The organism is Paenibacillus sp. GP183, from assembly GCF_900104695.1.
Taxonomy (GTDB): domain Bacteria; phylum Bacillota; class Bacilli; order Paenibacillales; family NBRC-103111; genus Paenibacillus_AI.
In genome coordinates this window covers 2,028,562-2,054,025 of record NZ_FNSW01000001.1, presented here as the reverse complement: position 1 = coordinate 2,054,025, position 25,464 = coordinate 2,028,562, and the positions used below count along the sequence as shown (strand labels likewise).

Annotated in this window: 23 protein-coding genes; 22 read left to right on the top strand and 1 reads right to left on the bottom strand. The window is 48.3% G+C overall.

The features are described 5' to 3' along the window. Positions 1-19 precede the first annotated feature (19 nt). The 5 genes from BLV33_RS10235 (at position 20) to BLV33_RS10215 (ending at position 5,348) form a co-directional block, all read left to right on the top strand. A complete protein-coding gene (locus BLV33_RS10235) occupies positions 20-1,147 on the top strand; it encodes a M20 family metallopeptidase (protein ID WP_090790677.1) in 1,128 nt (375 codons plus the stop codon). A gap of 198 nt (positions 1,148-1,345) precedes the next feature. Next, positions 1,346-2,131 carry an SDR family oxidoreductase gene (locus BLV33_RS10230; RefSeq protein ID WP_090790676.1) on the top strand — a complete coding sequence of 262 codons (786 nt, stop codon included), beginning with the start codon at positions 1,346-1,348 and terminating at the stop codon, positions 2,129-2,131. 31 nt (positions 2,132-2,162) lie between these two features. Beyond that, the gene (locus BLV33_RS10225) at positions 2,163-3,365 is read left to right on the top strand and encodes a pyridoxal phosphate-dependent aminotransferase (protein WP_090790673.1); all 1,203 of its coding nucleotides are present in this window, start codon (positions 2,163-2,165) and stop codon (positions 3,363-3,365) included. 41 nt (positions 3,366-3,406) lie between these two features. Continuing rightward, the gene (locus tag BLV33_RS10220; RefSeq protein ID WP_090790672.1) at positions 3,407-4,276 is read left to right on the top strand and encodes a dihydrodipicolinate synthase family protein; all 870 of its coding nucleotides are present in this window, start codon (positions 3,407-3,409) and stop codon (positions 4,274-4,276) included. 52 nt (positions 4,277-4,328) lie between these two features. Then, the gene (locus tag BLV33_RS10215; RefSeq protein WP_090790669.1) at positions 4,329-5,348 is read left to right on the top strand and encodes a D-2-hydroxyacid dehydrogenase; all 1,020 of its coding nucleotides are present in this window, start codon (positions 4,329-4,331) and stop codon (positions 5,346-5,348) included. Positions 5,349-5,430: 82 nt separating this feature from the next. On the opposite strand, the gene BLV33_RS10210 is transcribed toward BLV33_RS10215, so the two are convergent. Beyond that, entirely contained in the window at positions 5,431-6,063 is a 633-nt protein-coding gene (locus BLV33_RS10210) for a FadR/GntR family transcriptional regulator (RefSeq protein ID WP_171909091.1), read from the bottom strand. 124 nt (positions 6,064-6,187) lie between these two features. Between BLV33_RS10210 and BLV33_RS10205 the strand changes: the two genes are divergently transcribed. From BLV33_RS10205 to BLV33_RS10125, 17 genes are all read left to right on the top strand, one after another. After that, the gene (locus BLV33_RS10205) at positions 6,188-6,904 is read left to right on the top strand and encodes a FadR/GntR family transcriptional regulator (RefSeq protein WP_090790665.1); all 717 of its coding nucleotides are present in this window, start codon (positions 6,188-6,190) and stop codon (positions 6,902-6,904) included. A 233-nt stretch (positions 6,905-7,137) separates the two neighbouring features. Continuing rightward, a complete protein-coding gene (locus BLV33_RS10200) occupies positions 7,138-8,718 on the top strand; it encodes an ABC transporter substrate-binding protein (RefSeq protein WP_090790662.1) in 1,581 nt (526 codons plus the stop codon). A 46-nt stretch (positions 8,719-8,764) separates the two neighbouring features. Then, a complete protein-coding gene (locus BLV33_RS10195; RefSeq protein ID WP_090790660.1) occupies positions 8,765-9,706 on the top strand; it encodes an ABC transporter permease in 942 nt (313 codons plus the stop codon). A gap of 14 nt (positions 9,707-9,720) precedes the next feature. Further along, the gene (locus tag BLV33_RS10190; protein WP_216234741.1) at positions 9,721-10,590 is read left to right on the top strand and encodes an ABC transporter permease; all 870 of its coding nucleotides are present in this window, start codon (positions 9,721-9,723) and stop codon (positions 10,588-10,590) included. 30 nt (positions 10,591-10,620) lie between these two features. Further along, positions 10,621-11,616: an ABC transporter ATP-binding protein gene (locus BLV33_RS10185; protein ID WP_090798838.1), complete on the top strand. Its 996-nt coding sequence runs from the start codon at positions 10,621-10,623 to the stop codon at positions 11,614-11,616. A 12-nt stretch (positions 11,617-11,628) separates the two neighbouring features. Continuing rightward, positions 11,629-12,621 carry an ABC transporter ATP-binding protein gene (locus BLV33_RS10180; RefSeq protein WP_090790657.1) on the top strand — a complete coding sequence of 331 codons (993 nt, stop codon included), beginning with the start codon at positions 11,629-11,631 and terminating at the stop codon, positions 12,619-12,621. Between the two features lie 28 nt (positions 12,622-12,649). Further along, positions 12,650-13,720, top strand: a complete 1,071-nt coding sequence (locus BLV33_RS10175) for a M42 family metallopeptidase (RefSeq protein ID WP_090790655.1) — start codon at positions 12,650-12,652, stop codon at positions 13,718-13,720. A 43-nt stretch (positions 13,721-13,763) separates the two neighbouring features. After that, entirely contained in the window at positions 13,764-15,326 is a 1,563-nt protein-coding gene (locus BLV33_RS10170; protein WP_253187022.1) for an ABC transporter substrate-binding protein, read from the top strand. A gap of 39 nt (positions 15,327-15,365) precedes the next feature. Further along, positions 15,366-16,076, top strand: coding sequence for a creatininase family protein (locus BLV33_RS10165; protein ID WP_253187226.1), 711 nt, complete (start codon positions 15,366-15,368; stop codon positions 16,074-16,076). 30 nt (positions 16,077-16,106) lie between these two features. Next, complete coding sequence (locus BLV33_RS10160; RefSeq protein WP_090790651.1) at positions 16,107-17,099, top strand: ABC transporter ATP-binding protein; 993 nt, start codon at positions 16,107-16,109, stop codon at positions 17,097-17,099. Then, positions 17,096-18,058 (top strand): ABC transporter ATP-binding protein, encoded by a 963-nt coding sequence (locus BLV33_RS10155; RefSeq protein ID WP_090790649.1) that lies wholly within the window; start codon positions 17,096-17,098, stop codon positions 18,056-18,058. The genes BLV33_RS10160 and BLV33_RS10155 overlap by 4 nt, the downstream gene beginning before the upstream one ends. 28 nt (positions 18,059-18,086) lie before the next feature. Then, positions 18,087-19,040, top strand: coding sequence for an ABC transporter permease (locus tag BLV33_RS10150; RefSeq protein ID WP_090790647.1), 954 nt, complete (start codon positions 18,087-18,089; stop codon positions 19,038-19,040). Beyond that, on the top strand, positions 19,037-19,945 hold the full coding sequence (locus BLV33_RS10145; protein WP_090790645.1) for an ABC transporter permease: 909 nt from the start codon (positions 19,037-19,039) through the stop codon (positions 19,943-19,945). The genes BLV33_RS10150 and BLV33_RS10145 overlap by 4 nt, the downstream gene beginning before the upstream one ends. Before the next feature lie 39 nt (positions 19,946-19,984). Further along, positions 19,985-21,556, top strand: a complete 1,572-nt coding sequence (locus BLV33_RS10140; RefSeq protein ID WP_090790643.1) for an ABC transporter substrate-binding protein — start codon at positions 19,985-19,987, stop codon at positions 21,554-21,556. A gap of 67 nt (positions 21,557-21,623) precedes the next feature. Next, on the top strand, positions 21,624-22,625 hold the full coding sequence (locus tag BLV33_RS10135) for an asparaginase (protein ID WP_090790641.1): 1,002 nt from the start codon (positions 21,624-21,626) through the stop codon (positions 22,623-22,625). Positions 22,626-22,660: 35 nt separating this feature from the next. After that, positions 22,661-24,265: a gamma-glutamyltransferase gene (ggt, locus tag BLV33_RS10130; protein WP_090790639.1), complete on the top strand. Its 1,605-nt coding sequence runs from the start codon at positions 22,661-22,663 to the stop codon at positions 24,263-24,265. 165 nt (positions 24,266-24,430) lie between these two features. Then, positions 24,431-25,453, top strand: a complete 1,023-nt coding sequence (locus tag BLV33_RS10125; RefSeq protein ID WP_090790637.1) for a LacI family DNA-binding transcriptional regulator — start codon at positions 24,431-24,433, stop codon at positions 25,451-25,453. Positions 25,454-25,464 lie beyond the last annotated feature (11 nt).

The window sequence follows — 25,464 nt, the reverse complement described above, 5'->3', positions numbered from 1 at the left end:
GAAGCAGGGAGATACGGTTATGGATAAAATGTATGCTTATTTAAAGGAAAACGAACAGCAAATATTGGCCGACTTGGAGCGGATCGTCAAAGCGGAATCGCCAACACATGACAAAGTGATGCTGGAACGCTGCAGTCAAGAACTGCAGGTGCTGTTTAAAGAGCGACTCGGTTTGGAAGCTGAAGTCATCATTCAAGAAAAAGCGGGCAACCACCTGCGCTTTACAATGGGCAAAGGGGTGGATCAAATCTTGATTACCAGTCATTACGACACGGTTTGGGACGTCGGACGCCTCTCTTATCGAGTGGAGGGAAATAAGGCATACGGGCCTGGCATCTTCGATATGAAGGGAGGCATCGTCCAAAGTCTCTGGGCGATCAAAGCTTGCTGCGATTTGGGTATCCCGCTAAGCAAAAAGATCGTCTTCCTGTGCACCAGCGATGAAGAAGTGGGCAGCCAATCTTCCCGTGGGCTCATTGAAGCGGAAGCGCTAAAAAGTGAAGCCGTGCTTGTACCCGAGCCCGCTCATCACGGTGCGGTAAAGACGGCACGTAAAGGCACCGCACGTTTTACGATGTCGATTAAAGGCAAAGCCGCTCACTCCGGCAATCACCATGAAGAGGGCATCAGTGCCGTAGAAGAGATGGCCCGCCAAATCCAGTTCCTGCATAGTTTGACCGATTACGCCAAAGGGACTACGGTCAATGTCGGTATAGCCCATGGCGGCAATCGTGCCAATGTGGTTGCGGAGCAGGCGGACATCGTGATTGACGTACGTGTTACCAGTCTGGAAGAAGCGGAACGTATCACCTCGCTGATCAGCGGTGCCAAACCGCATTTGAACGGAATATCGCTGCATGTCGAAGGAGGAATGAATCGACCTCCGATGGAACGTACGGAGCGGACGGCCAAGCTGTTCAACCTGGCATTAGAGTGCGCCTCCGAGCTCGGGATCACTTTGACGGAAGTATCGGTTGGAGGCGGAAGCGACGGGAATTTTACTGCGGCGCTCGGTATACCAACTTTGGACGGATTAGGACCCATTGGCGATGGACCTCATGCGGAGTACGAGCACGTTTTGATCGATCAACTCGCTGGCAGGGCGGCACTTTTCAGCAAGCTTCTAAAAAAGCTGCAGGATGTGTGAGAAGTAATGTAAACGGAATTCGAATAATGATTGACGACTAAATTGAGGAAATGTAAAATAAGTTTACATGGGGATAACGCGACATCATTTTTACAGGATTGATTTGTAAAAATAGGTCGGACCATAATAACATATTATATTGTAATAATGATGCTTCCTCGTTTTTTCTATTTTTAATGAGAGATAGGTGAATATGAGATGGAATTGAATCTGGCAAATAAGGTTGCTCTTGTTGTTGCATCCAGTCAGGGACTCGGAAAGGCTATTGCGACGCAGCTGGTCAAAGAAGGAACGCACGTGATGCTGACGAGCCGCGATGGAGAGAAGCTGGCAGCCTTACAGAAAGAGCTGCAAGCTCTGGGCAAAGGAAAAGTGGCTTATGGTGTGGCGGATATTACAAAGGCAGAAGATATCCGAGCTTTAGTTCAATTGACAACAGATACATATGGTAGAATCGATATTTTGGTCAATAACGCAGGAGGACCTCCAGGCGGTACGTTCGAACAGCTCTCCGATGAAATGTGGCAAAAAGCGTTTGAACTGAATTTGCTGAGCTATATTCGCGTGATCCGCGAAGTGCTTCCGGAATTAAAAAAAGCAGGGGGACGAATCGTTAATATCGCTTCTTCCTCCATTAAACAACCGATACCCGGTCTCCTTTTATCCAACACATTTCGACTCGGCATCGTCGGGTTAACAAAAACGTTAGCCGAGGAATTGGCTCCGTATCATATTTTGATTAATACGGTTGCTCCGGGAAGAATTGCTACCGATCGAATTGCATATCTGGATCAGCTTAAAGCCGACAAATTAGGCGTTACACGCGAGCAAGTCATGGACGAATCGCAAAAGTCTATACCGCTTAAACGTTACGGCACACCGGAGGAATTTGCCAACGTTGTGACATTCCTATTATCGGATGCTAACACCTATATGACCGGAAGCTCCTTATTGGTTGACGGGGGTATGGTTAAATCCATTTAAAAACTATATTTTAATGAGGGAGTTGAACTCCATGAAGTCAAAATTGTCATTGAGGGCTCAGCAGTTGGAAGGCTCCGCAACCATACAGCTAACGATGAAAGCAAAGGAATTGCGCAAGCAGGGCATTGATGTTCTGATTTTCGGACAGGGCGAGCCGGATTTTCCTACGCCCGCTCACATTAATGAAGCAGCTTACAAGGCTATCAAGGAAGGGCATACCAAATATACGCCTACTGCAGGAATTATGGAGCTGCGCCAAGCGATCTGCGAGAAGCTCAGGGTAGACAATGGCCTTCATTATCAGCCGGACCAGGTTGTCGTATCCGGTGGCGCAAAGCATTCATTGATCAATATCTTTTTCGCTCTGCTTAATCTCGGTGATGAGGTGATCATTCCGGTGCCGGCTTGGCTCAGTTATTGGGAACAGGTAAAATTGGCAGGCGGTGTTCCCGTACTAGTCCCAACCAAAGGGGAAAATGAATTTAAGCTTACCTCGGAACAATTGGAAGCTGTGATTACACCGAAGTCCAAATGTGTAGTGATTAACTCTCCGAGCAATCCAACCGGTTCCATTTATACTCGCGAAGAATTGCAAAAGCTTGCTGAGGTCTGTGTGAAGCACGATCTCGTTGTGATTTCCGATGAAATCTACGAAAAACTGATCTACGATGGAGAAAAGCATGTAAGCATAGGCAGTCTTGGCCAGGATATTTTCGAAAGAACGATTACCGTCAACGGTTTTTCCAAAGCATATGCGATGACTGGATGGCGCATGGGATATGCTGCTGCTCCTAAGGAAATTGCCAAAGCGATGGAAGATTTGCAGAGTCATATGACGAGCAATCCTACAGCTTTCGTCCAGGTTGCCTCCATAGATGCTCTAACAGGAAGCCAAGAGCCCATCCGGGATATGGTGGAAGAATACGATCGGCGCCGCATACGGATGGTGCAAATGCTAAGGGAAATTCCTGGTTTGGAGTGCCCCATGCCGAAAGGTGCGTTTTATGCGTTTCCCAGCATTCAAGGCTTGATCGGCAAGCAGGCTATGGGGGAAACGATCGGTAACGACGATGACCTGAGCCGCCTTCTGTTAGAGCATGCGAATATTCTTGTCGTACCGGGCAGCAGCTTTGAAGTGAAAAACTATATACGTTTATCCTACGCTACAGATATCAACACAATTGAAAAAGGAATGATCCAATTCAGGGATTTTGTAGTGAACCATGTTTCATAAGGCCGCAATTCGGCTTCGATTACTTAAACTACGGGAGGTAGATGACATTGATTAATGGTGTTTTTAACATTTTGGCCACGCCATTTACGGAGCAGGGGCTTGTGGACGAGGATAGCTTGCAGTCTCTCGTCGAATTTCAACTGAAGGCGGGAGCTGTGGGCCTGACTATTCTCGGTATTATGGGAGAGGTTTCCAAGTTGACCGATGCCGAGCGCGATCTGATCACCCGCGTGGTGATCGAGCAGGTAAATGGTCGCATTCCTGTAATTGTCAATGTCACACATACAGGGACCCGTGTGGTGATCAACACCGCACATCGCGCTGCGGAGCTGGGTGCGTCTGGCATCATGGTAGCGCCGCCGACCAATCTGCGAAACCTCGATGCAGTAGGGGATTTTTACCGCACGATTTCTGAGGCCGTCTCGATACCGATTGTGGTACAGGACGAGCCCGTTACTACAGGAGTCATCATGCCGGCATCGCTGCTGGCTGGCCTTGGCCTGAATCTGATCAAGCTTGAGGAAGCTCCTGTTCCTATCAAGATCAGCCGGATTCTGGAGAAGAACCCGGATGCCCGGATTTACGGAGGGCTGGGGGGCGTTTTCTTTCTCCAGGAGCTGGAACGGGGTGCCGTGGGCACGATGACCGGGTTCGCTTATACCGAGATTCTGGTCTCGATCTATAAGGACTTCTCGGAGGGACGCAGAGAGAAAGCGGCTGCGACATTTTACAAGTACCTGCCTTTGATCAGCTACGAAGGGCAGATCGGGGTCGGCTTGGCCGTCCGCAAGGAGATTCTCCGGCGGCGGGGAGCAATCCGTTGCTCGGATATTCGTTCGCCGGGCCTGAAGCTGGACCGCTTGGCTCATGATGAGATCAGCAGAGTCCTGGACTATGTTCAATTGACCTAGTTCGGGCAAGAAATCATTTATTCTGAATAATTTAACCATAGGAGGGCGTACCATGTCATTTACCGTATTGATTGCTTCATACCTTGAGCCTGAACAGGTGGAACGGATTCGGCAGACACTGCCCGGACTACGGGTCCTTTATGATCCGGAGCTGCTCTATAAGCCCCGCTATCAGGCGGATCATATAGGTCCGTCCGACTGGAGTAGAACGCCGGAGCAGGAGAAGAAATTTCTGAGCTGGCTGGCTGAGGCGGATATTATGTGGGATTTTGACCGCCGACTCACTCCCCGGCTGACCGAGTTGGCTCCCCGGCTCAAGTGGATTCAGGCGACCTCTTCCGGGATTGGCGACATCGTCAAAAAATTCGGGCTCGATCAAAGCTCGATCACGATTACCAATGCTGCCGGTATTCATGCCATTCCGCTGGCGGAGCACAGCCTGCTGTCGATGCTTTATTTTACAAAAAACGTCCCTTTTATCCGCAAAGAGCAGGCGGCCCACCATTGGGAGCGGTACTGCAGTAAAGAGTTGCGCGGCAGTACGTTGGGGGTTGTGGGACTTGGGGCTGTTGGGCGTGAGGTTGCCCGGCTGGCGAAGGCCAACGGATTAAAGGTGCTCGGCGTCAAGCGGAACGTCGATATGGACCCCGCTTCCCTTAATGTCGATGAGCTTTACCCGCAGAGCAGCCTGTCCATGGTGTTGCCTCGCTGCGACTTCCTGGTGCTCATCTGCCCGCATACTCCCGAGACAGAAGGGATGATCGGCGAACGCGAATTGGCACTCCTGCCTAAGGGTGCCGTATTGATCAACATCGCCCGTGGGGCGGTGGTGGATGAAGACGCGTTGATCGCTTCTCTTCAAAGCGGTCACCTCGCCGGTGCTGCCCTGGACGTTGCCCGGACTGAACCGCTGCCTGCAGACAGCCCGCTATGGTCGATGGAGAATGTGCTGATCACGCCTCATTCCGCAAGCACGGTGACTCAGGAGAATCAACGCCTGACCGATCTATTCTGCGAGAACCTGCAGCGGTTTTCCGAGGAGCGCCAGCTGCTGAATTTGTTTAAAGCTTGAATCTTCTGCCGACCGGACAGCATGGACCTCTAAAGCTATATCTCGGAGGTCCTTCCTTTTTTTCTGCTTCCTCGTGACTGTGTCACTTCACCTTTAAAGCTTGAAACAACTCCAGCAGCTTCGTTTTATTCTTTTCCGAAAAATGCTCCTTAAAAGTATTGATTTGCAGATCTGAATGAAAGTTTAAAAAGAATTGGTTTTCCTCTAGGAGCTCATAAATATTGCGCCATAAAGCAAGAAAAAGCGGGTTTGGCAATTGATTTCCAAGATATGCGATCCACCTTGCAAAATCCGCGCCAAAGTTTGAGCTCTTCTCGGGAAAAGTGAAGTCTAAATGACTTCTTAATGGTTCCTCATCAACCAGGGTCATGACGATCTGTTCCGAACACATGAGAAATATATCGTAGTAGCGCTGAAGACTTTGGGAATCTATTTGTTGATTTAAAACCTGGCAAGGAATGAGAAAAGGAGGCGGATAGGATGCAAAGGTCCCTTCGCCTTGTCTTGATTCCAGGTACCCCAATAATTCCAAAATTCGAATTCCTTCCCGGATTGAGGATCGGCTGACCTCCAATAAATCGCTAAGACTCCTCTCTGTAGGAATCTTCGATCCGGTAGATATGTGTTCCGAAATCATATAATTCATAATTTGTTTGATCACTTGTTCAAACATTCTGGGTACTTGTTTGATTTGGTAATTTTCATTTCCCTCCATATTGGGATCCTCCTGAATCATTTACTCAGAAACTACACGCATTTACAAAAAGATAGTATGATAATATCATACAAAAAGGTCTGACAATACTAACGGCCATAAATGATAGCGGGAGGTTACCAAATTGGCATTTGAAGTTATTAGGAAAAAAAATTTGTATGAAGAAATAGTGTCCCAGATTATACGATATATTCAGGAAAAGAATATAAAACCCGGTGATAAATTGCCTTCGGAAAATGAACTGGTTGAAATATTTAAAGTTAGTAAAACAGCCGTTAGAGAAGCGCTCAGTGTCCTTGCCGCGAAAGGGATTTTAGAGAAGCGTCCCGGGGTTGGCAGTATTTTGAAAGAATTAACGGGCAGTACGTTTATCGAACCGATTACAAGCAAGCTTATCGTAGAGGAACAGACACTGCGGGAAATATTGGAATTTCGTCGAGGGATTGAGATTGAGTCTGTCGCCCTTGCGGCAGAACGCGCCAATGAAGAACAGCTGGAAGCGATCGAGAATGCTCATTTGGAATTAATTGAAGTGAATCGAAAAGGAGGTATCGGAATTGAGGTAGATTATCGATTCCATTATTTAATTATCATTTCATCCGGTAATTCCATTTACGAAACGATATTTGATTTGATATCGCCCAAGTTCCTCGAAGCTATGAAAATAGGTAAAAACCAATCCAAAAAAATATCGGAACGATATATTCTAGAGGCGCAAGAAGAACATGAACGAATCGTCAAAGCTTTGAAAAATAGAGATGCGGTCGAAGCGCGACTTGCCATGCTGGAGCATCTTCAGAAAAATGAAGTCAAAATTTGGAGTAATGAACTCAATGTTTAGGATGTGATGTATTGTTACATAAAATGACAATGTATTTTACAATCAGGGATATCTATTATTGACGAGAAAATAGGTATGATGTATATTAATTGTAAATGAATTTGTCCGAATATTTGGAGTCTTAATCATCCAATATATTGGTCGGACCATGATAACATTGTATGTTATGAGATTGCTAGCGATTCATGTTCGAGTAAGAATTTGTACCGCATCATTTCATAGGGGGAATAGAAATGTATAAAAATCCAGGATTCAAGAAATTGACGGCCATGTTAATTTTGTTTTCGATGATTTTCTACACGGCCGCATGCAGCAACAATGGCGGAGGGACCGCAAAAACAGCTGGAGGTGCCGTGGCTCCATCCAAAGTAACAATTGCCCGACCAGTAGATTCGGATAACCTTGACCCTGTTACTCAATCACAAAACGCAAACATTTGGGTACTTAATCTCCTGATGAACGGACTTGTCAAAAGCAGTGATGATGGAACCAAGATCGAACCGGACCTTGCCAAAAGCTGGGATATAAGCCCAGACGGACTGACTTATACTTTTCATCTGCTCGATGGCCTTAAATTTTCAGACGGAACAGCAGTTAAAGGCGAAGATTGGATTTTCTCGCTTACTCGTGCCCGTGATGAAAAGGGAAGCATCTGGACTTCCAATCTTAAAGCGATCACCAAAATAGCAGCCCCTGACGATAAGACGGTAGTGCTTACACTTGATCAGCCATTTGTTCCCTTGTTGGCGGCACTCGCGATGTTCAATGCTGCAGTACTTCCAAAAGCCTATTTTGAAAAAGTGGGAGTTGAAGGCTTCAGCCAGAAGCCTGCAGGAACAGGACCTTATATGCTTGACAAGTGGGTAAAGGGCGAATACATTTCGTTGAAAAAGAACCCGAATTATAGGGTTCAGGGCCTGCCCAAGACCGATGAAATAAAATTAACTGTAGTTCCTGATGATAATACCCGTATGCTTCAGCTCCAATCGGGCGATATCGATGTAGCTACATTCGTTCCTTATAATAAGATGAAAGAGCTCAGCAGCAACCCGGATTATACCGTACAAAACTTCCAGGCGGCTCAGGTGAATTACCTTACACTTAACACTGCAAAAAAACCATTGGACAATGTGAAAGTAAGGCAAGCATTAAATTACGCAATCGATAAGCAAGGTTTGGTCAATGCGGTTCTTAATGGCTACGGAACATTGGGCACGACATTCTTCCCATCCGGTTTGATGTACTATGATAAAAATCTTACCCCTTACAAACAAGATCTTGAAAAAGCCAAATCGCTTTTGGCAGAAGCAGGATTCGCAAATGGAGGCATTAAGCTTGAATTGCTTACTCGCTCCGGTGATGCCATTAACAATCAGGTATCCGTTATTTTGAAAGATTCCTTCAGCAAAATAGGAGTCGACCTGACCATCAAACAATTGGAAAGTGCTACCGTGTCGTCCATGCAAAGATCATTCAACTACGATTTGTGCCTGAATGGCTGGAGCAGTGATATGGTTGATCCGGCACAAGTTGTTGACCGTATGGTCGTTTATAATGATGCGACGAGAGCTTTCTATACCGGATGGAAAGATGATACGGCAATACAAATGGCATTAGATGCCAAAAAGCAGCAGGATGCTGTCAAGAGACAAGAAATGTATTCGAAGATTCAAGGAATTCATGCAAGCGCAACGCCGCTGATTACTCTGTATAACTCGGGATATCCTGTGATCATGAAAAAAAATATTACAGGATTCTCGCAGACTCCTCTTGGCAACTATCGATTTGAGAATCTTGAGAAGAAATCGAAATAAAATTTCAAATTATATTGCCTTTTTCAGACAAGGCGGGTGATTTTGATTGCAGCATATCCATTATATCCTTAAACGCTTTCTTCAGATTATCCCCGTCCTTTTGCTCGTGACGGTAGTTATTTTTCTTCTGATGCGTTTGATCCCCGGTGATCCTGCCTATGTCATGCTGGGAGAAAAAGCAACCCCTGAATTGGTTGCCGAGCTCCATGTAAAGATGGGGCTGGATAAGCCTTTGTATGTACAATATCTTGTTTTTCTAAAAAAATTAATATCCTTTAACCTTGGCAATTCCATTGTTTATCTTATTCCTGTCAGCCAGCTATTAGCGAAGCGTATCGTAGTGACTTTATCTTTAACTGCTATGGCTGCAATCATAGTCATAGCCTTAAGTTTTCCGTTAGGTTATCTTGCTGGCGTAAAAAAGGATAAGACCATGGATCAGATCATCAGAACGGGAACCCTCATCGCTATTGCGGTTCCGCAGTTCTGGATCGGATTACTGCTTCTTATGTTTTTCGGATTGAAATTGCATTGGTTCCCTGTAGCCGGATGGGGTGACACGTGGCCGGCGCATCTCAAATCTCTGATTTTGCCGGCATTCACAACAGCTTTGGCAACAAGCTCCTTGCTGATTAAAAATCTTCGTAACAGCGTTGTAGATGTAGTGAATAGTGACTATGTGGATTTTGCAAGGAGCAAGGGACTCAGCGAAGGCAAAGTCAGGTCCAGACATATCGTTAGAAATGCTTTGATTTCAACCATTACGCTTCTCTCCTTGCGCGTAGCGGGTATGCTTGGAGGAGCCATTATTATCGAAACCGTTTTTGCTCTTCCCGGGGTTGGCTCGCTGTTGATTCAAGCCGTTTTAAGCAGGGATTATGCTGTAGTACAGGCGGTTGTGTTTGTATTTGCGGCATTGGTTCTGATTGCCAACCTGATCACCGACATTTCTTATTCGTTGCTCGATCCCAGAGTGAAACTGGAATAAAGGGGGTGCTGTTCATGGAAGCTGTGGAAACGAACCGTATGGCTGCACCTGTTGGACAAAAAAAGAAAATTTCTTTTTTCAGGAAGAGCTTTGCCCTGCAAATAGGGCTCATCATCATCGCTTTTGTTCTTATATTTGCCTTTTTCCCTGGTTGGATTGCACATTATGACCCTATCGCCCAGGATTTGAATCAAGTTTTGCTTCCGCCATCTCAGGCGCATTGGTTTGGTACCGATAACTTTGGGCGCGACGTATTTTCACGTGTCGTATGGGGAACGCGGATTAACCTTCAAATCGGCGTCATTGCGACGATCGTTCCATTCGCTGTAGGCACTTTGATCGGGCTTCTGGCCGGCTTCTACGGCGGGTGGATTGACAGCGTTTTGATGAGAATTCTGGACATTTTTATGGCAATTCCTTTTTTGGTGTTAGTTATAGCGATTGTTGCCATACTCGGCCCCGGCATTAACAACATGTACATGGCCATTTGGCTCGTCAGCTGGAAGGAATACGCGCGCCTGATTCGAGGCGAGGTGATGGTAGCCAAAAATGCTGAATATGTGCAGGCCGCCAAGGTTGTGGGCTTCAAGGACAGCAGAATATTTTTTATTCATATTCTCCCTAATGTGGTCAGCTCGGCTATTGTTTATGGAGCTTCCGATATTGTGCTGTGCATGCTGCAGGGAGCTTCTTTGGGATTTCTTGGTTTGGGCGTTCAACCGCCGGCGCCTGAATGGGGCACAATTATTGCGGATGGAAGGCAGTTTATATCGCAAGCATGGTGGTTATGCACGTTTCCCGGCTTGGCACTGATCATAGCGGGGAGCGGGTTCAGTCTATTTGGAGACGGGCTGTCCGACCTGCTCAGGACCAAAGGCAGATAAGCATTTCATAAGAAGGCGGGGATGCGGTATATGGAAAACATTTTGGAAATTACCGACCTTAAAACTTACTTTTTCGCCAAAGACAGCACCGTGAAAGCCGTTGACGGAGTCAGCTTCAATCTCCGAAAGGGAGAGACGTTCGGGCTTGTTGGAGAAAGCGGATGCGGTAAAAGCGCAACCTGCAGATCCATCATAAGATTGGTACGCCAGCCAGGACGTATCGTAAGCGGGGAGATCCAATATAAAGGCAAGGATATCGTAAAGCTTCCGGAAGAGGAAATGAGGAAATTAAGGGGCAAGGAAATCGGAATGATCTTCCAGGAGCCCATGACAGCCCTAAATCCCGTATTAAAAATAAAAGAGCAGATCTTTGAAGCCTTTGAAGGAAAGAAAATGACAAAGGACGAAAAATATAATAAAGCAATTGAACTATTGAAGCTTGTCGGGATTCCCGCTCCTGAAGTCAGGATCGAGGAATATGCCCATCAATTTAGCGGGGGTATGAGGCAGAGGGTCATGATTGCCATCGTACTCGCTGCAGAGCCCACAGTGCTACTTGCGGACGAACCAACAACAGCTCTGGATGTTACGATACAGGACCAGATCATCAAACTAATGAACCAATTGAAAGAAAAATTGGGTATGAGCGTTATCCTGGTAACCCATGACCTGGGGGTAGTAGCCCAAATGTGCGACAGGCTGGCCGTCATGTATGCAGGATATATTATGGAAATTACCGATACAGTCACGCTGTTCTCTACGCCTAGACATCCTTATACCTATGGACTTCTGAGCTCGCTGCCTACAGGGAACGAGAAGGGAGGCCGGTTGGAACCGATCCAAGGAGCGCCTCCCGATTTAAGCAATCTTCCTCCGGGTTGCCCTTTTGCTCCTAGATGTCATTTTGCAGATGTGAAGTGCATGGAAAAGATGCCGGATTTAAAAGAAATCGCCCCCGGGCATTTGTCCAGATGTCATTATATAGAGAAAATGGACGGCATTCATGGGCTGATAGAAGCTATTTAGGGGGTATCCTTAATGATCGCTGCAGGGAATGAACTAGTAAGAATCGAGGACTTGACAAAAGTATTCCCCTTGAAACAGCCGATACTTGATGTCATCGCCAGGAAGCCTAAACAGATATTGCAGGCGGTAGATCATGTGAACCTTTCCATCATGAAAGGGGAGACATTGGGTCTTGTAGGAGAGAGCGGCTGTGGTAAAAGCACTCTGGCCAAAACCATGATGAGACTGTATAACCCCGATGGGGGAAAAATGATGTTTGAAGGGGAGGATTTAGCATCATTAAAGGGGCAGAGCCTGCGCGATGCCAGAAAAAAGTTTCAAATGATTTTTCAAGATCCGTATTCATCCTTGAATCCTAGAATGTCGGTCAGGGACATGTTGACCGAAATATTGACCGTTCATAAAATATGTCCGAAAAGCGAGATCGACGACAGGATCGGCCAATTGCTGGAAACCGTAGGTATGAGCATACAGATGGCGGAAAGGTTTCCGGGAGAGTTTTCAGGAGGACAGAGACAGCGTCTTGGCATTGCCAGGGCGCTTGCGCTCAATCCCACCTTTATCATCGCTGATGAACCGGTATCGGCTCTGGATGTTTCAATACAAGCCCAAGTCATCAATCTGTTAAGGGACATACAGCAGTCGCTGCAATTGACCATGCTGTTCATATCTCATGACTTGCGAGTAGTCCGTTATATTACAAACCGGGTAGCCGTGATGTATTTGGGAAAAATCATAGAACTTGGCGAAACAGAGGAATTATTCAGGAATCCTTATCACCCCTACACCAAGGTGTTGATAAAAGCGGCGCCGGTGCTGGACCCAAGAATCCGAACTAGAGAATATGCCATAGAAGGCGAACCGCCTAGCCCCATTCACGTTCCCGAGGGATGCAAATTCCATCCCCGCTGCCCTTATGCCAAGGAGAGATGCAAATCGGAGCCGCCGAAGCTGAGTGAAGTGCAGTCTGGTCGAATGGTCGCATGCCATTATCCATTAGTATAAATCAGTTAAACCCGGGGAGGATTTTTCCATGAATGAACAAACTCTTGAATTGTTTCGCACGTTGACTGAAATGCCAGGAGCTTCCGGCTTCGAATCCGAGCTGCGCAAGTTCGTACGCACTCAGCTTGAGCCCGTCAGTGACGAAGTGATCCAGGATCGACTAGGCGGCATCTTCGGCGTCAGGAAAGGGGCGGAAGGCGGACCGCGGATTATGGTCGCTGGCCATCTGGACGAGGTGGGTTTCATTACGACGGCTATTACCGATAACGGCATGATCAAATTTCAGGCCCTTGGAGGCTGGTTCAATCAAGTGCTGCTCGCGCAGCGGATGCAGATCATAACGAAGAACGGGCCTATTGTCGGTGTCATCGGATCGCTTCCGCCGCATCTTCTGGATGAAGCGGCCCGAAGCAAGCCTATCGATATTGCGTCGATGTACATCGATATCGGAGCAGACGATCGGCAGCATGCCGAGAGTCTGGGCGTGCATCCTGGGCTGCAGATTGTACCGATCTGCCCTTTCACGCCGCTGGCCGACGGCAAGAAGATTATGGCCAAAGCTTGGGACAATCGCTATGGCGTTGGGCTTGCCATCGAGCTGCTGCAGGAGGTCCAAGGCAAGCCGCTGCCGAATACGTTGGTGTCCGGAGCGACGGTGCAGGAGGAAGTCGGGCTTCGGGGGGCGGAAGTGGCAGCCAATCTGGTTCGTCCGGATTTGGCGTTCGTACTAGACGTATCGCCGGCCAACGACATGAGCGGAGACAAAAATGCGTTCGGTCAGCTCGGCAAAGGCACACTGCTGCGGATCATCGACAGATCGATGGTGACTAATCCGAGGATGGCTGATTATATTCGGGATACAGCGGAGACGCACCGCATCCCTTACCAGTATTTCCTCTCTCCGGGAGGCACGGATGCAGGTCGCATACATTTGCACGGGATCGGTGTTCCGTCGGCGGTCATTGGTATTTCCGGCCGTTATATTCATTCGGCGGCGTCCATCATTCACGTCGACGATTATGCGGCTGCGAAGGAACTGCTTGTTCGTCTCGTTCTCGGCACTGACAAGACGGTATATGAGTCAATCATCCAAGATTAACCAGAAAAATAAAAAACATTATTTATTGGGAGGCAGGATGTTTATGAAAAAACCGTTTTTGTCAGGATTAGTTGCCATTCTTCTTCTTTCCATGATTGCAACCGCGTGCAGCGGCAACGGCAGCAAACCTGCCATGAATTCGAGCACTCCATCGGCAGCCGCAACTTCGACACCTAAGTCCGGGGGCACACTGAGCGTTGCAATTAATGCGGATCCGCCGAAACTGGATCCATCCTTTTCCAGTGCTCTAGTGGACCGACAAGTTTTCCAAAGTATATTTGACAAATTATTGGATATTGACTCAAAAGGAAAAATAATTCCGATGCTTGCCGAGAAATGGGATGTGTCCGCCGACCAAAAAACATACACTTTCAAATTGCGTCAAGGCGTGAAATTTCACGATGGAACCGACTTTAACGCAGAAGCGGTCAAATTCAATTTTGAACGCAACATGGATAAGAACTCCACTCGCCGTAACGAGCTTGCGAGCGTGGACAAAGTGACCGTTAGCGATCCTAATACCGTTGTCGTACAGCTTAAGACACCGTTCGCACCGTTTTTATCGACGTTGACGGATCGCTCAGGGATGATGGTATCTCCGGAAGCCGTGAAGAAATCTGGGGAGGACTTCTTCAACCATCCGGTTGGAACCGGACCTTTTGTTTATAAGGAACGATCCAAGGGCAACACGATTACAGTTGAGAAAAACCCCAACTACTGGCAAAAAGGAATGCCTTATCTGGATAAGGTCATCTACAAAGTATTTACGGATTCCAACGTCTCGTTGGTCAACCAAAAGAGCGGACAAGTCGACATCTCGACGAATTTTCCTCCCACAGAGATAAATAACATGAGTAACGACCCGAATATTAAAGTGTTAAACCAAGCGGGTCAAGGTTACGACGGCTTTCACCTTAATACGTCCAAGGCGCCTTTTGATAAAAAAGAACTGCGTCAAGCGGTGGATCTCTTGGTTGATCGCGAGGCTATAATAAAGGTTGTTCTGAACGGTGCAGGTACGCCGGCACACTCACCCTTCGCTCCTTCTCAATTCGCATACGGAGATTCGGATAAATACGAAAAACCAAACTTGGATAAGGCAAAAGAGCTGCTGAAAAAGGCAGGTAAACCGGACGGCTTCACCTTTACTTTGAAGATTGCCACAAGCCCAGCCGCTCAACAGGAGGGTCAGATGATTCAAAGTATGCTGAAGCCTGCAGGCATTACTGTTAATCTGGAGAAAGTAGATTTCGGTACGCTGCTCGATCATGCCAAGAAAGGCAACCATGACGCAGTGCTGATCAACTGGAGCGGAAGACTGGACCCTGATCTGAACATTTATGATTTTGCTGTCACGGGCGGTTCCAACAACTACGCGCAATACAGCAATCCTGAAGTTGATAAACTTCTGAATGCTGGCCGCAGCGAGGGGAGCGAAGCAAAGCGCAAAGCTATCTACGACGATTTGATGAAAATACTGAACGTCGACATCAATTACGTTTATATTAATCATTCCAATAATGTTTATGGTATTTCCAAAGGGGTTCAAGGCTTCACTTATATTCCGGACGGAATGGTTCGAACGGCTGCCATAAGTAAGAATTGAGATGATCCATGGAAAAAGAGGAGGAAACAATCGGTGTATATGATGGATTTGAACATGACCACGTTTCAGGAAGTTCAAAGCAAACTGAGAACCGTTCTCCTGCCTATCGGCATGATTGAAGCGCATGGACCCCATTGCAGCCTCGGTACGGACATTTTAATCCCGAGGGAGTTTGTGAAGAGACTGGATCCTCTGATTGGAGAAAAAGTCTTGATGGCTCCAGAAATTCCATATGGTCATTCCTTCGGTCTGGCGCCGTTTCCCGGAACTATTGATGTTTCGGGAGAAGCGTTCGCTCAATATGTTTTGGAGATTGGCAAAGGATTTATCCACAACGGATTTCGAAATATCATCTTATTTAACGGACATGGCGGAAATGCCGCAAGCTTAAACTTGGTTTCTGAACATTTGGCAGATGCGGGGGCGACGGTGTTGACGATCAATTGGTGGTTGGATTATAAAGAGACGATTCAGAAGTTTGCCCCGGACACAGGACATGCCGGAGAGGATGAAACTTCAGTCATTATGGCTAGTGATCCATCTTATGTCCAACTTGAAAATGTCAGTCAGCATACTATTCCTGTGCCCCGCAATCTTAAATTTCAAAATATGGGTAAGGTCTCATACCCCCAGGCTTATTCCGGCGATGCAGGCTCGGCCACAGCTGAAAAGGGCGAGCAAATCTATCAGGCCCTTCTGCCTTTAATCGTTCGAGATATTGAAGTGATGTGGACTTTCGGTGAAAAGTAAATTGCGAAGCAATATTAAGGGGGAATACACATGGACCACCTCTTGGAAATTGACGGGCTGAAAACTCATTTTCGGAGCGAGGAACGATGGATTCCGGCGGTTGACGGGGTGGATATTACCGTGAAAAAAGGGGAAACACTCGGTATTGTCGGGGAATCCGGCTGCGGGAAAAGCGTAACCTCGCTGTCTGTCATGCGGCTGCTCCCCAAAACGGGGGTGAGCCTGCAAGGCGAAATTCGGTATAAGGGAAAAAACCTGCTGCAGCTGTCTGATGAGGAAATGCGCCACGTGCGGGGGAACGAAATCGCTATGATCTTCCAGGAGCCGATGACCTCGCTCAACCCGGTGTATACGATTGGCCGTCAGCTTAGCGAAATGCTGGTGCTGCATCGCGGCTTCTCGAAAAAGCAGGCGCGCGAAGCAGCGATCGAGATGCTGAAAAAAGTTCATATTCCGCGCGCTGAAGCGATGATTGACGAGTATCCGCACCGGCTCTCCGGCGGCATGCGGCAGCGGGTCATGATCGCGATGGCGATGTCCTGCGATCCTGAGCTCTTGATTGCCGACGAACCGACTACGGCTCTCGACGTCACCATTCAAGCCCAGATCCTGGACTTGATGCGGGAAATGCGCGACAAGCAGGGCACATCCATCCTGTTGATTACGCACGATCTTGGCATTGTGGCCGAAATGTGCGATCGCGTGGTGGTTATGTATGCCGGTCAGGTGGTCGAACAGGCCGATGTGTACACTTTATTTGAACGTCCCTCTCATCCGTATACGCAAGGCCTCATGAAATCCATCCCCAAAGTCAATGCGGACCAGCATCGCCTGGATTCCATTCCCGGTAACGTTCCGTTGCCCGGATCGGTTAAGCAAGGCTGCCGGTTTGCTTCCCGTTGTCCGCATACGGAAGCCATATGCCTGACCGATGCGCCTCCGCTGTTTGAGCTCGAAGGCGGGCAGCAGAGCCGCTGCTGGCTGCATCAAGACGCTGTGATGAAGGAGGCGGCACAAGTATGAGCACATTGATCGAAGTCAAAGGCCTAAAAGTATATTATCCGATTTCCTCGGGTCTATTAAATAAAACGATCGGCTATGTCAAAGCGGTCGACGATGTCTCCTTTTCCGTCAACGAAGGAGAAACGCTGGGCATTGTGGGAGAATCCGGCTGCGGCAAATCGACCACGGGCCGTGCGATCCTCCATTTAACCAAGCCGACTGAAGGCGATGTCATTTTTCAGGGGCAGAATCTATCCTCTCTAAGAGGAAAAGGGCTTCGGAAAATCCGCCGGGATATGCAAATCGTCTTCCAGGACCCGTATGCTTCCTTAAATCCGCGCATGACCGTCGGCTCCATCCTGGAAGAGCCGCTCAAAATTCACGGACTGGCCGCCGGTACCGAGATCAAGCGGCGGGTCAAGGAGCTGCTTGACATCGTGGGCTTATCCGAACAGCACTATAACCGTTATCCGCATGAGTTTTCCGGCGGTCAGCGGCAGCGCATCGGGATCGCCCGGGCCTTGATTACCAAACCTAAGCTGATTGTAGCTGACGAACCAGTCTCTGCTCTGGATGTCTCGATTCAGTCGCAAATTCTCAACCTCATGAAGGATTTGCAAGAGCAGTTCAAACTCACGTATATGTTCATTTCTCATGATTTATCTGTTGTACGCCATATCAGCGACCGGGTAGGCGTCATGTATTTGGGCGCACTGGTGGAACTGGCTCCTAAACATATGCTTTACGACAACCCGCTGCATCCGTATACGCAAGCTCTGTTATCTGCTGTACCGCATCCGAATCCGCGGGAAAGCCGCGAGCGCATTATATTGTCAGGAGACGTGCCGAGTCCAGCCAATCCGCCTTCCGGCTGCGCTTTTCATACACGCTGCCGCTTTACCATGGAGAAGTGCAAATCCGAAAGGCCCGTGTTGAAACAGATATTGCCCGACCACTGGGCGGCCTGCCACCTGAATTGAAACAGTAACGAAAAAAAGGAGGATGGCAATGATATTTATTTTCAGGCGACTACTATTGGCGGTTCCTGTTCTACTAATTGTTACGATCATGGTGTTTGTGTTGATGCACGTGCTGCCAGGAGACCCGGCTACCGCCATTCTCGGACAAGAAGCCACACCCGAAATGATTAAGGCGATGCAGCTGCGGCTCGGCCTGGACAAACCGCTTGTCGTTCAATATCTGAACTGGCTGGGCGGCGCGCTTCAGGGTAATTTGGGCAAATCGCTCATCGATAATTCACCCGTATCGGAATTGATCATGCAGCGGCTGCCAGTGACGCTGGAACTGACCATCGGCACCTTTATTGTTGCCGTGCTCATTGCGATCCCAGCGGGCATTGTGTCAGCTACACGTTCCGGCAAATGGGTCGATTATATGAGTACGATGTTCGCGCTCGGAGGGATGTCAGTCCCTCACTTTTGGCTGGGGATGATGCTGATCGTCTTGTTTTCCGTGAATCTGGGTTGGCTGCCTGCCTCGGGGTATGTTCCCTTCTTTACCAATCCGCTGGCCAATCTCGCGGCGATGATCATGCCGATCGTTGCCACGGGCTTGCGCGAATCCGCCATTTTGATGAGAATGCAGCGGAGCAGTCTGCTTGAGGTGCTTAGTGCGGATTATATCAGGACCGCTAATTCCAAAGGCTTGAAGGAGCGAATGGTTATATGGGGCCATGCCTTGAAAAATTCGCTGATTCCAGTCATCACAAGCAGCGGCAACATCGTCGCGGGACTTCTCGGCGGCCTTGTCATTACGGAAACCATTTACTCCATACCCGGGTTTGGCAAATTGATTGTCGATTCCATCTTCAACCGGGATTTTATCACAGTGCAAGGAGCGATATTGGTGTCGGCGCTGCTCGTGGTCGTTGTGAATATCTTGATTGACATTTTGTACACGATCATCGATCCGCGAATGACGGAAAGGGGCGGGAACAAATGAGTGAGTCGGTTGAGCCGGTCATAGAGAGGCAAATCGGGCTTGGCCCTGTGCAGGAACCTCCCAGACGTCAATGGCTGCTGCTTTTGAAACGTTTTGCGCGCAACAGGCTGGCCATTATAGGTGCTGTCATTTTTGGGGGGTTGGTGCTGGTTTCCGTTTTTGCGCCGTGGATTAGCTCTTATGATCCTTTTCATCAGGATTATTCCATGATACTGCAAAAGCCCGGAAACGGACATATTTTAGGAACGGACGATTTGGGGCGAGATACTTTGGCCCGGTTGCTTTACGGGGCCAGGCTCTCTCTGCAGGCTTCCGTCATTTCCGTTGGCATTGCGATAGCCATCGGTGTGCCTTTAGGCCTCATCAGCGGGTATTTCCGCGGTTTCTGGGATGAGCTGATCATCATGCGGCTGGTTGATGCGATGCAGGCGTTTCCGTCCATCATTCTGGCGATGGCCATGGCGGCCGTGCTGGGAGGAGGGTTTCTGAACGCGGTCATTGCCATCGGCATCGGTTTTTTTCCGTCGTTTATTCGAATCACGCGCGCTCAGGTGCTCACGGTTCGCAGCCTGGAATATGTTCAGGCAGCGGAGGCCATCGGAGCGGGCCATCTGCGGATTATGTTTTTGCACGTGCTCCGCAATGTGATGGGTCCGCTGCTTGTGCAGACGACGCTGACGATGGCCGCAGCCATCATTGCCGAAGCGGGACTTTCCTACTTGGGCCTTGGCGCAAGGCCAGAGGAGCCCAGCTGGGGATCGATGCTGAAAGTCGCGCAGGGGTACCTGAACACGGCGCCACTGCTTGCTTTATGGCCTGGTTTGGCAATTTTTCTGGTAGTGCTCGGGTTTAACCTCTTGGGTGACGGCATGCGTGAAGTGCTCGACCCGAAATTAAAACGTTAATGGATATGACAATCAAATTCTTATTCATGGAGGCATGCAATGGGGAAAATATCAAAAAAATGGTCGATTAGTTTAATTGTGCTTACTTCGATTTTAATAGCAACGGCAGGATGTTCAAAGCCAAGCGCCAATCAACCCAGCAATCAACAGACGGCAAAGGTTGAAAGCACTGCTGCGCCAAAAATGGGAGGCACATTGAACATCGCTATACCCGCCGACCCTACGACGTTTGATCCCAGTTTTTCCACCGCTTTTTTTGATCGGCAGCCCTATCAAAATATTTATGACAAGTTGGTAGATTCAGATCCTTCTGGGAAAATTGTTCCGATGCTTGCCGAAAAATGGAGTATCTCGGATGATAAAAAAACATATACATTCAACCTGCGTAAAGGTGTCAAATTCCACGATGGAACCGACTTCAATGCCGAGGCAGTCAAGTTTACCTTTGAACGCAATATGGATAGTGCATCCGGCAGGAAAAGCGAGATGAATGTTGTAAGCAAAGTAACGGTTGTAGATCCTAATACGGTACAAGTAGAGCTCAAACAGCCTTTTGCTCCGTTCCTCTCCAGTTTAACGGACCGTTCCGGGATGATTGTATCTCCAGATGCGGTTAAGAAGTATGGTAAAGATTTTGCCACTCACCCGGTAGGTACCGGACCGTTTGTTTTTAAGGAATCTGTCCGAGGTTCTTCCCTTACGTTGGATAAAAACCCGAATTATTGGAAAACAGGCTTTCCGAGGCTGGACAAGGTTGTCTATAAGATTTTTCCTGATGACAATGTTGCGCTGGTCAATTTAAAAAGCGGCGCAGTCGACATAACGACTACTTTTCCTACGAAAGAAATCACGAATATGAAAAACGATCCAAAAATCGGGGTCATTAACGAAGCGGGTCAAGGATTCGTCGGCATGCATGTGAATATGACGAAACCTCCCTTTAACAAAGTGGAATTGCGGCAAGCCTTCGATATATTGGTCGATCGGAATGCCATTGTCAACGTGATCCTCAATGGCACGGGTATTCCTGCTCACTCGCCTTTTGTTCCTTCCCATTTTGCCTATGGAGACAGTGATAAAGCACCGAAACCGGATGTGGAAAAGGCCAAATCGTTAATGAAAGCGGCAGGCGTGCCGGATGGATTCTCGTTCACCTTGAAATATGTCCAAAACTCCTCGAATCAGCAGCTTGTGCAGATGATTCAGAATATGCTAAAACCTGCAGGGATCACGGTTAATCTGGAAGCGACTGATTCCGCCGCCAATACGGATAATCTCAATAAAAGAAATTTTGAGGCGATCGTATCCACATGGAGCGGACGGCCGGATCCGGACCAAAATATTTATGATTACAATAGAACTGGAGGCATTTTAAACCGTTCCACTTACAATAATCCGCAAGTGGATAAGCTTCTGGACGATGCGCGTTTGCAGGTGGATGAGGGAAAACGCAAGGCAATTTACGATAGTGCAATGCAAATCATCAATGTGGATCTGCCTTATATATTTCTCTACCACCCCAATAATACTTTAGGTTATGCTAAATCAGTAACAGGATTCAAATACGTATCCGACGGTATGGTTCGTGCTGCAGAATTGAGTAAGAATTAAGCGCTCAGACAACATATGACAGGAAAGCTATAAATACCAATATTTTCTAGTTGAAGGAGACTTGAAGATGCCTGCTGCTCAACTCGTACATGTGTATAGAGGTCCTTTAATTGAAAGCAAACATTACGGTCATATCGCCGTTGTGGATTTGAGTGGGAATGTGCTGCACGGATTGGGAGATCCCCGGCATGTGACATTTGTCCGTTCATCCTCCAAGCCCTTGCAAGCCATACCCGTTGTGGAGTCGGGAGCCGCCGACCGCTATCAATTTTCGCAAGCGGATCTTGCGCTTTGCTGTGCTTCGCACAACGGAGAGCAGAGGCACACGGACCGCGTGATGGATATGCTGGCGCGGATCGGGGTTCCGCATGAGGCGCTGCAGTGCGGTACGCATGCCCCGCGTGACCAGGACAATTATAAGAAATTAATACGATCGGGCGGAGAATTGACGCCGATCTACAACAACTGCTCAGGCAAGCATACGGGAATGCTCACACTGGCCAGCCATCTGGGTGCTGACCTGTCGAGCTATCGCGACATTGACCACCCGGTTCAAGTCCTGATGCGGTCTGCGGTGGCCGATATGACCGACATGCCTGCGGAAGATATCGTGATCGGGATAGACGGCTGCGGTGTGCCTGTGTTCGGCGTGCCGCTGGACCGTTTGGCCCTGGCCTTTGCGAAATTGTCCGACCCGTCGGGTCAGCCGGAACCGCGCCGTCAGGCGCTGGAGCGGATTACTGCGGCGATGATGGCCCATCCGGAAATGGTAGGCGGAAAGGATCGGTTTTGCACAGACCTGATGTCCGCTTTGCCAGGTCGGATTATCGGAAAAGCGGGTGCGGAGGGCGTTTACGCAGCCGGCCTCATGGGCGAAGGAATCGGCATTGCGGTCAAAGTGGATGACGGAAACGCAAGGGCCGCTTATCCTACGGTTGTAGCGATCTTAGAACAGTTGGGTTATTTAGGCGAAGCCGATTTGAAGGCTCTTGAAGCACATCGGGTACCGTCGATTCAAAATGCGCGTGAAGAGATTATAGGAAAGCTGCAGGTCGCTTTTTCTCTGTAATCGGCCCCAAATAGGTGAAGAAGGAGTTGTCAGAAATGGAGTTTGACTCAGCTTATTATCCATACCCCTCCAAAAGAAATGCATTGTTCGCTAATAAAGGAATGGTCGCGACTTCGCAGCCGCTAGCAGCACAAGCGGGTCTCGAAATGATAAAAAAAGGAGGAAATGCCATCGATGCGGCCATTGCAACCGCAGCTTGCTTGACGGTGGTAGAGCCTACAACGAACGGAATCGGTTCGGATGCTTTTGCCTTAGTTTGGACGAAGGGCGAATTGCATGGATTAAATGGGAGCGGGTCTGCCCCTAAAAGCATTTCGATTGAAGCTCTGCAAAAAGCCGGTTATTCGGAAATGCCTCTATACGGAGTGGTGCCGATAACCGTTCCCGGGGCTCCTGGCGCTTGGGCGGAATTGTCCGAACGGTTCGGCAGGCTTCCGTTCTCCGAACTGCTGAAGCCGGCGATTGAATATGCCCGCAACGGCTACCCCATTACACCTAGTTTGGGAACGACCTGGCAAAAAGCCTACAATAATTACAAGAAGAACTTAAATGGAGAAGAGTTTGCAAACTGGTTTCAGACGTTCGCGCCAGAGGGCAGAGCGCCAAGAATCGGTGAAGTCTGGAAATCGGAAGATATGGCGGCAACGATGGAACTCATTGCTGAATCGAAAGCGGACGCTTTTTACCGCGGAGTATTGGCCGAGAAGATCGATGCCTTTCTGAAGCAGTATGGCGGTTATCTGACGAAAGAAGATTTGGCGGCTTACAAACCGGAATGGGTGCAGCCGATCAAAGTCAATTACCGAGGATACGATGTGTGGGAGCTTCCGCCCAATGGTCAAGGAATCGTTGCGCTCATGGCACTTAATATCTTAAAGGGCTTCGAATTTACGTCCAAGGATAGCCCGGATACCTATCATAAGCAGATCGAAGCGATCAAGCTTGCTTTTGCCGATGGGAAGAAATATATTACTGACCCTGCCAAAATGAATATGTCGGTAGAAGCTTTGCTATCGGAGGCTTATGCGGATGAGAGAAGAAAATTGATTGGGCAGCAAGCCTTGCTCCCTGAGCCGGGAACTCCTCCGAAAGGCGGGACGGTTTATCTGTCCACAGCAGATGGGGAAGGAAACATGGTTTCCTTTATTCAAAGCAATTATTTGGGATTCGGTTCTGGTATTGTAATACCGGGTACCGGGATCGGTTTACAAAATCGTGGCAATAATTTTACATTAGACCCGACCCATGAAAACTGTTTGGAGCCCGGAAAGAAAACCTATCATACGATAATCCCCGGTTTTATGACCAAAGGCAATCAGCCTGTGGGGCCGTTTGGCGTTATGGGAGCCTTTATGCAGCCGCAGGGTCATGTGCAAGTAGTGATGAACACGATCGATTTTCAATTGAACCCGCAGGCGGCATTGGATGCTCCCCGGTGGCAGTGGAGGGATGGAAAGTCGGTGTGGCTGGAGCATTCTTTTCCGGAGCATATTGCAGAAGCCTTAGGGAGAATGGGCCATCAGGTGCAGGTTTCCCCAGCCTCCGGCTTCGGCCGTGGACAGATCATTTGGAGAACTCCGGACGGCGTTTTGGTCGGGGGAACGGAACCGAGAACAGATGGAACCGTAAGCATTTGGTAAACTTCGGCTAAATCAAATATTTGGATAGGCAGGTGCTGCGGCATCTGCTTTTTTATTTATCAAATTACATTTACATTTTTTTATTATCCGGTTAACACACCAAAAACAGTTCTAGGTTATTTTAGATATGTGGGAACGGTCTCACATTGAAATGAGGGTTGCATCATGAATTATACGATAAAAGAAATCGCCCACCGAGCAGGAGTATCGAAATCAACGGTGTCCAGGGTAATCTCTGGCAAAGGCTATATCAGTATGGATGTACGTAATAGAGTTCTTCAAATCATTCAAGAATTGCAATATAAGCCGAATGCGGTGGCAAGAGCCATGGTTTCACAGCGGACGTACAATATCGGGGTATTGATATACCGTCGGCATTATCCGATTGCCGCTCATCCCTTTTACGGCAAAATTCTGGATGCGATTCTAACTTCAGCAGCAAGCTTGAATTACTCCATATTTGTGACAGCCGATCACGAAATGTCGCTGCGTTCCGCCGATTATATGCTGGAGAAAAGGGTGGATGGTCTCATTCTGATCAGCCGTCTCCAACAAAATGTGATTGATCATATTAACAACTTTGGTGTTCCCTACCTAATGGTCAATGGTTCAACTCATGTCGATGGGGTCATTCATATCGTCAATCAGGACGATGTCGGAGGACAGAAAGCCGCCGCTTATCTAACCGGTTTAGGGCATCGCCATATTTTAGTTCTCGCGGGACCGCAGACCCATCGAAGCCATCATCTGAGACTGAAGGGATTCAGGCATTACATGGAAGCAAATGATATTCCTGTTCCCTCAACGTCCATCCTATATGCTGAAACCTCCATGTTTGAAGAAGGATACAATCTGATGGGTCAGCATTGGGAAAATATTCGCAAGTCTGAGTATACCGCCATATTTGCAACCAATGACATGTTAGCGCTTGGTGCGATGAAATTTCTATTGGAGCACAATGTTCGCATCCCCGAGCAAGTGGCCGTTATGGGTTTTGACGATGTTGATTTTGCTGCCATGTTTTCGCCGTCCTTAACGACAATCCGGGTCAATATGGAAGAGATGGGTGTCCAAGCCTTTATGATGTTGGACAGACTCATCCGAAAGGAAGCTATCGCAGCCAATACCATTGAGCTTGAACCCAAACTGATCATCCGGCAATCGACTGAAGCAAGAAATTTCTCTTGAGAGGGGTGCAG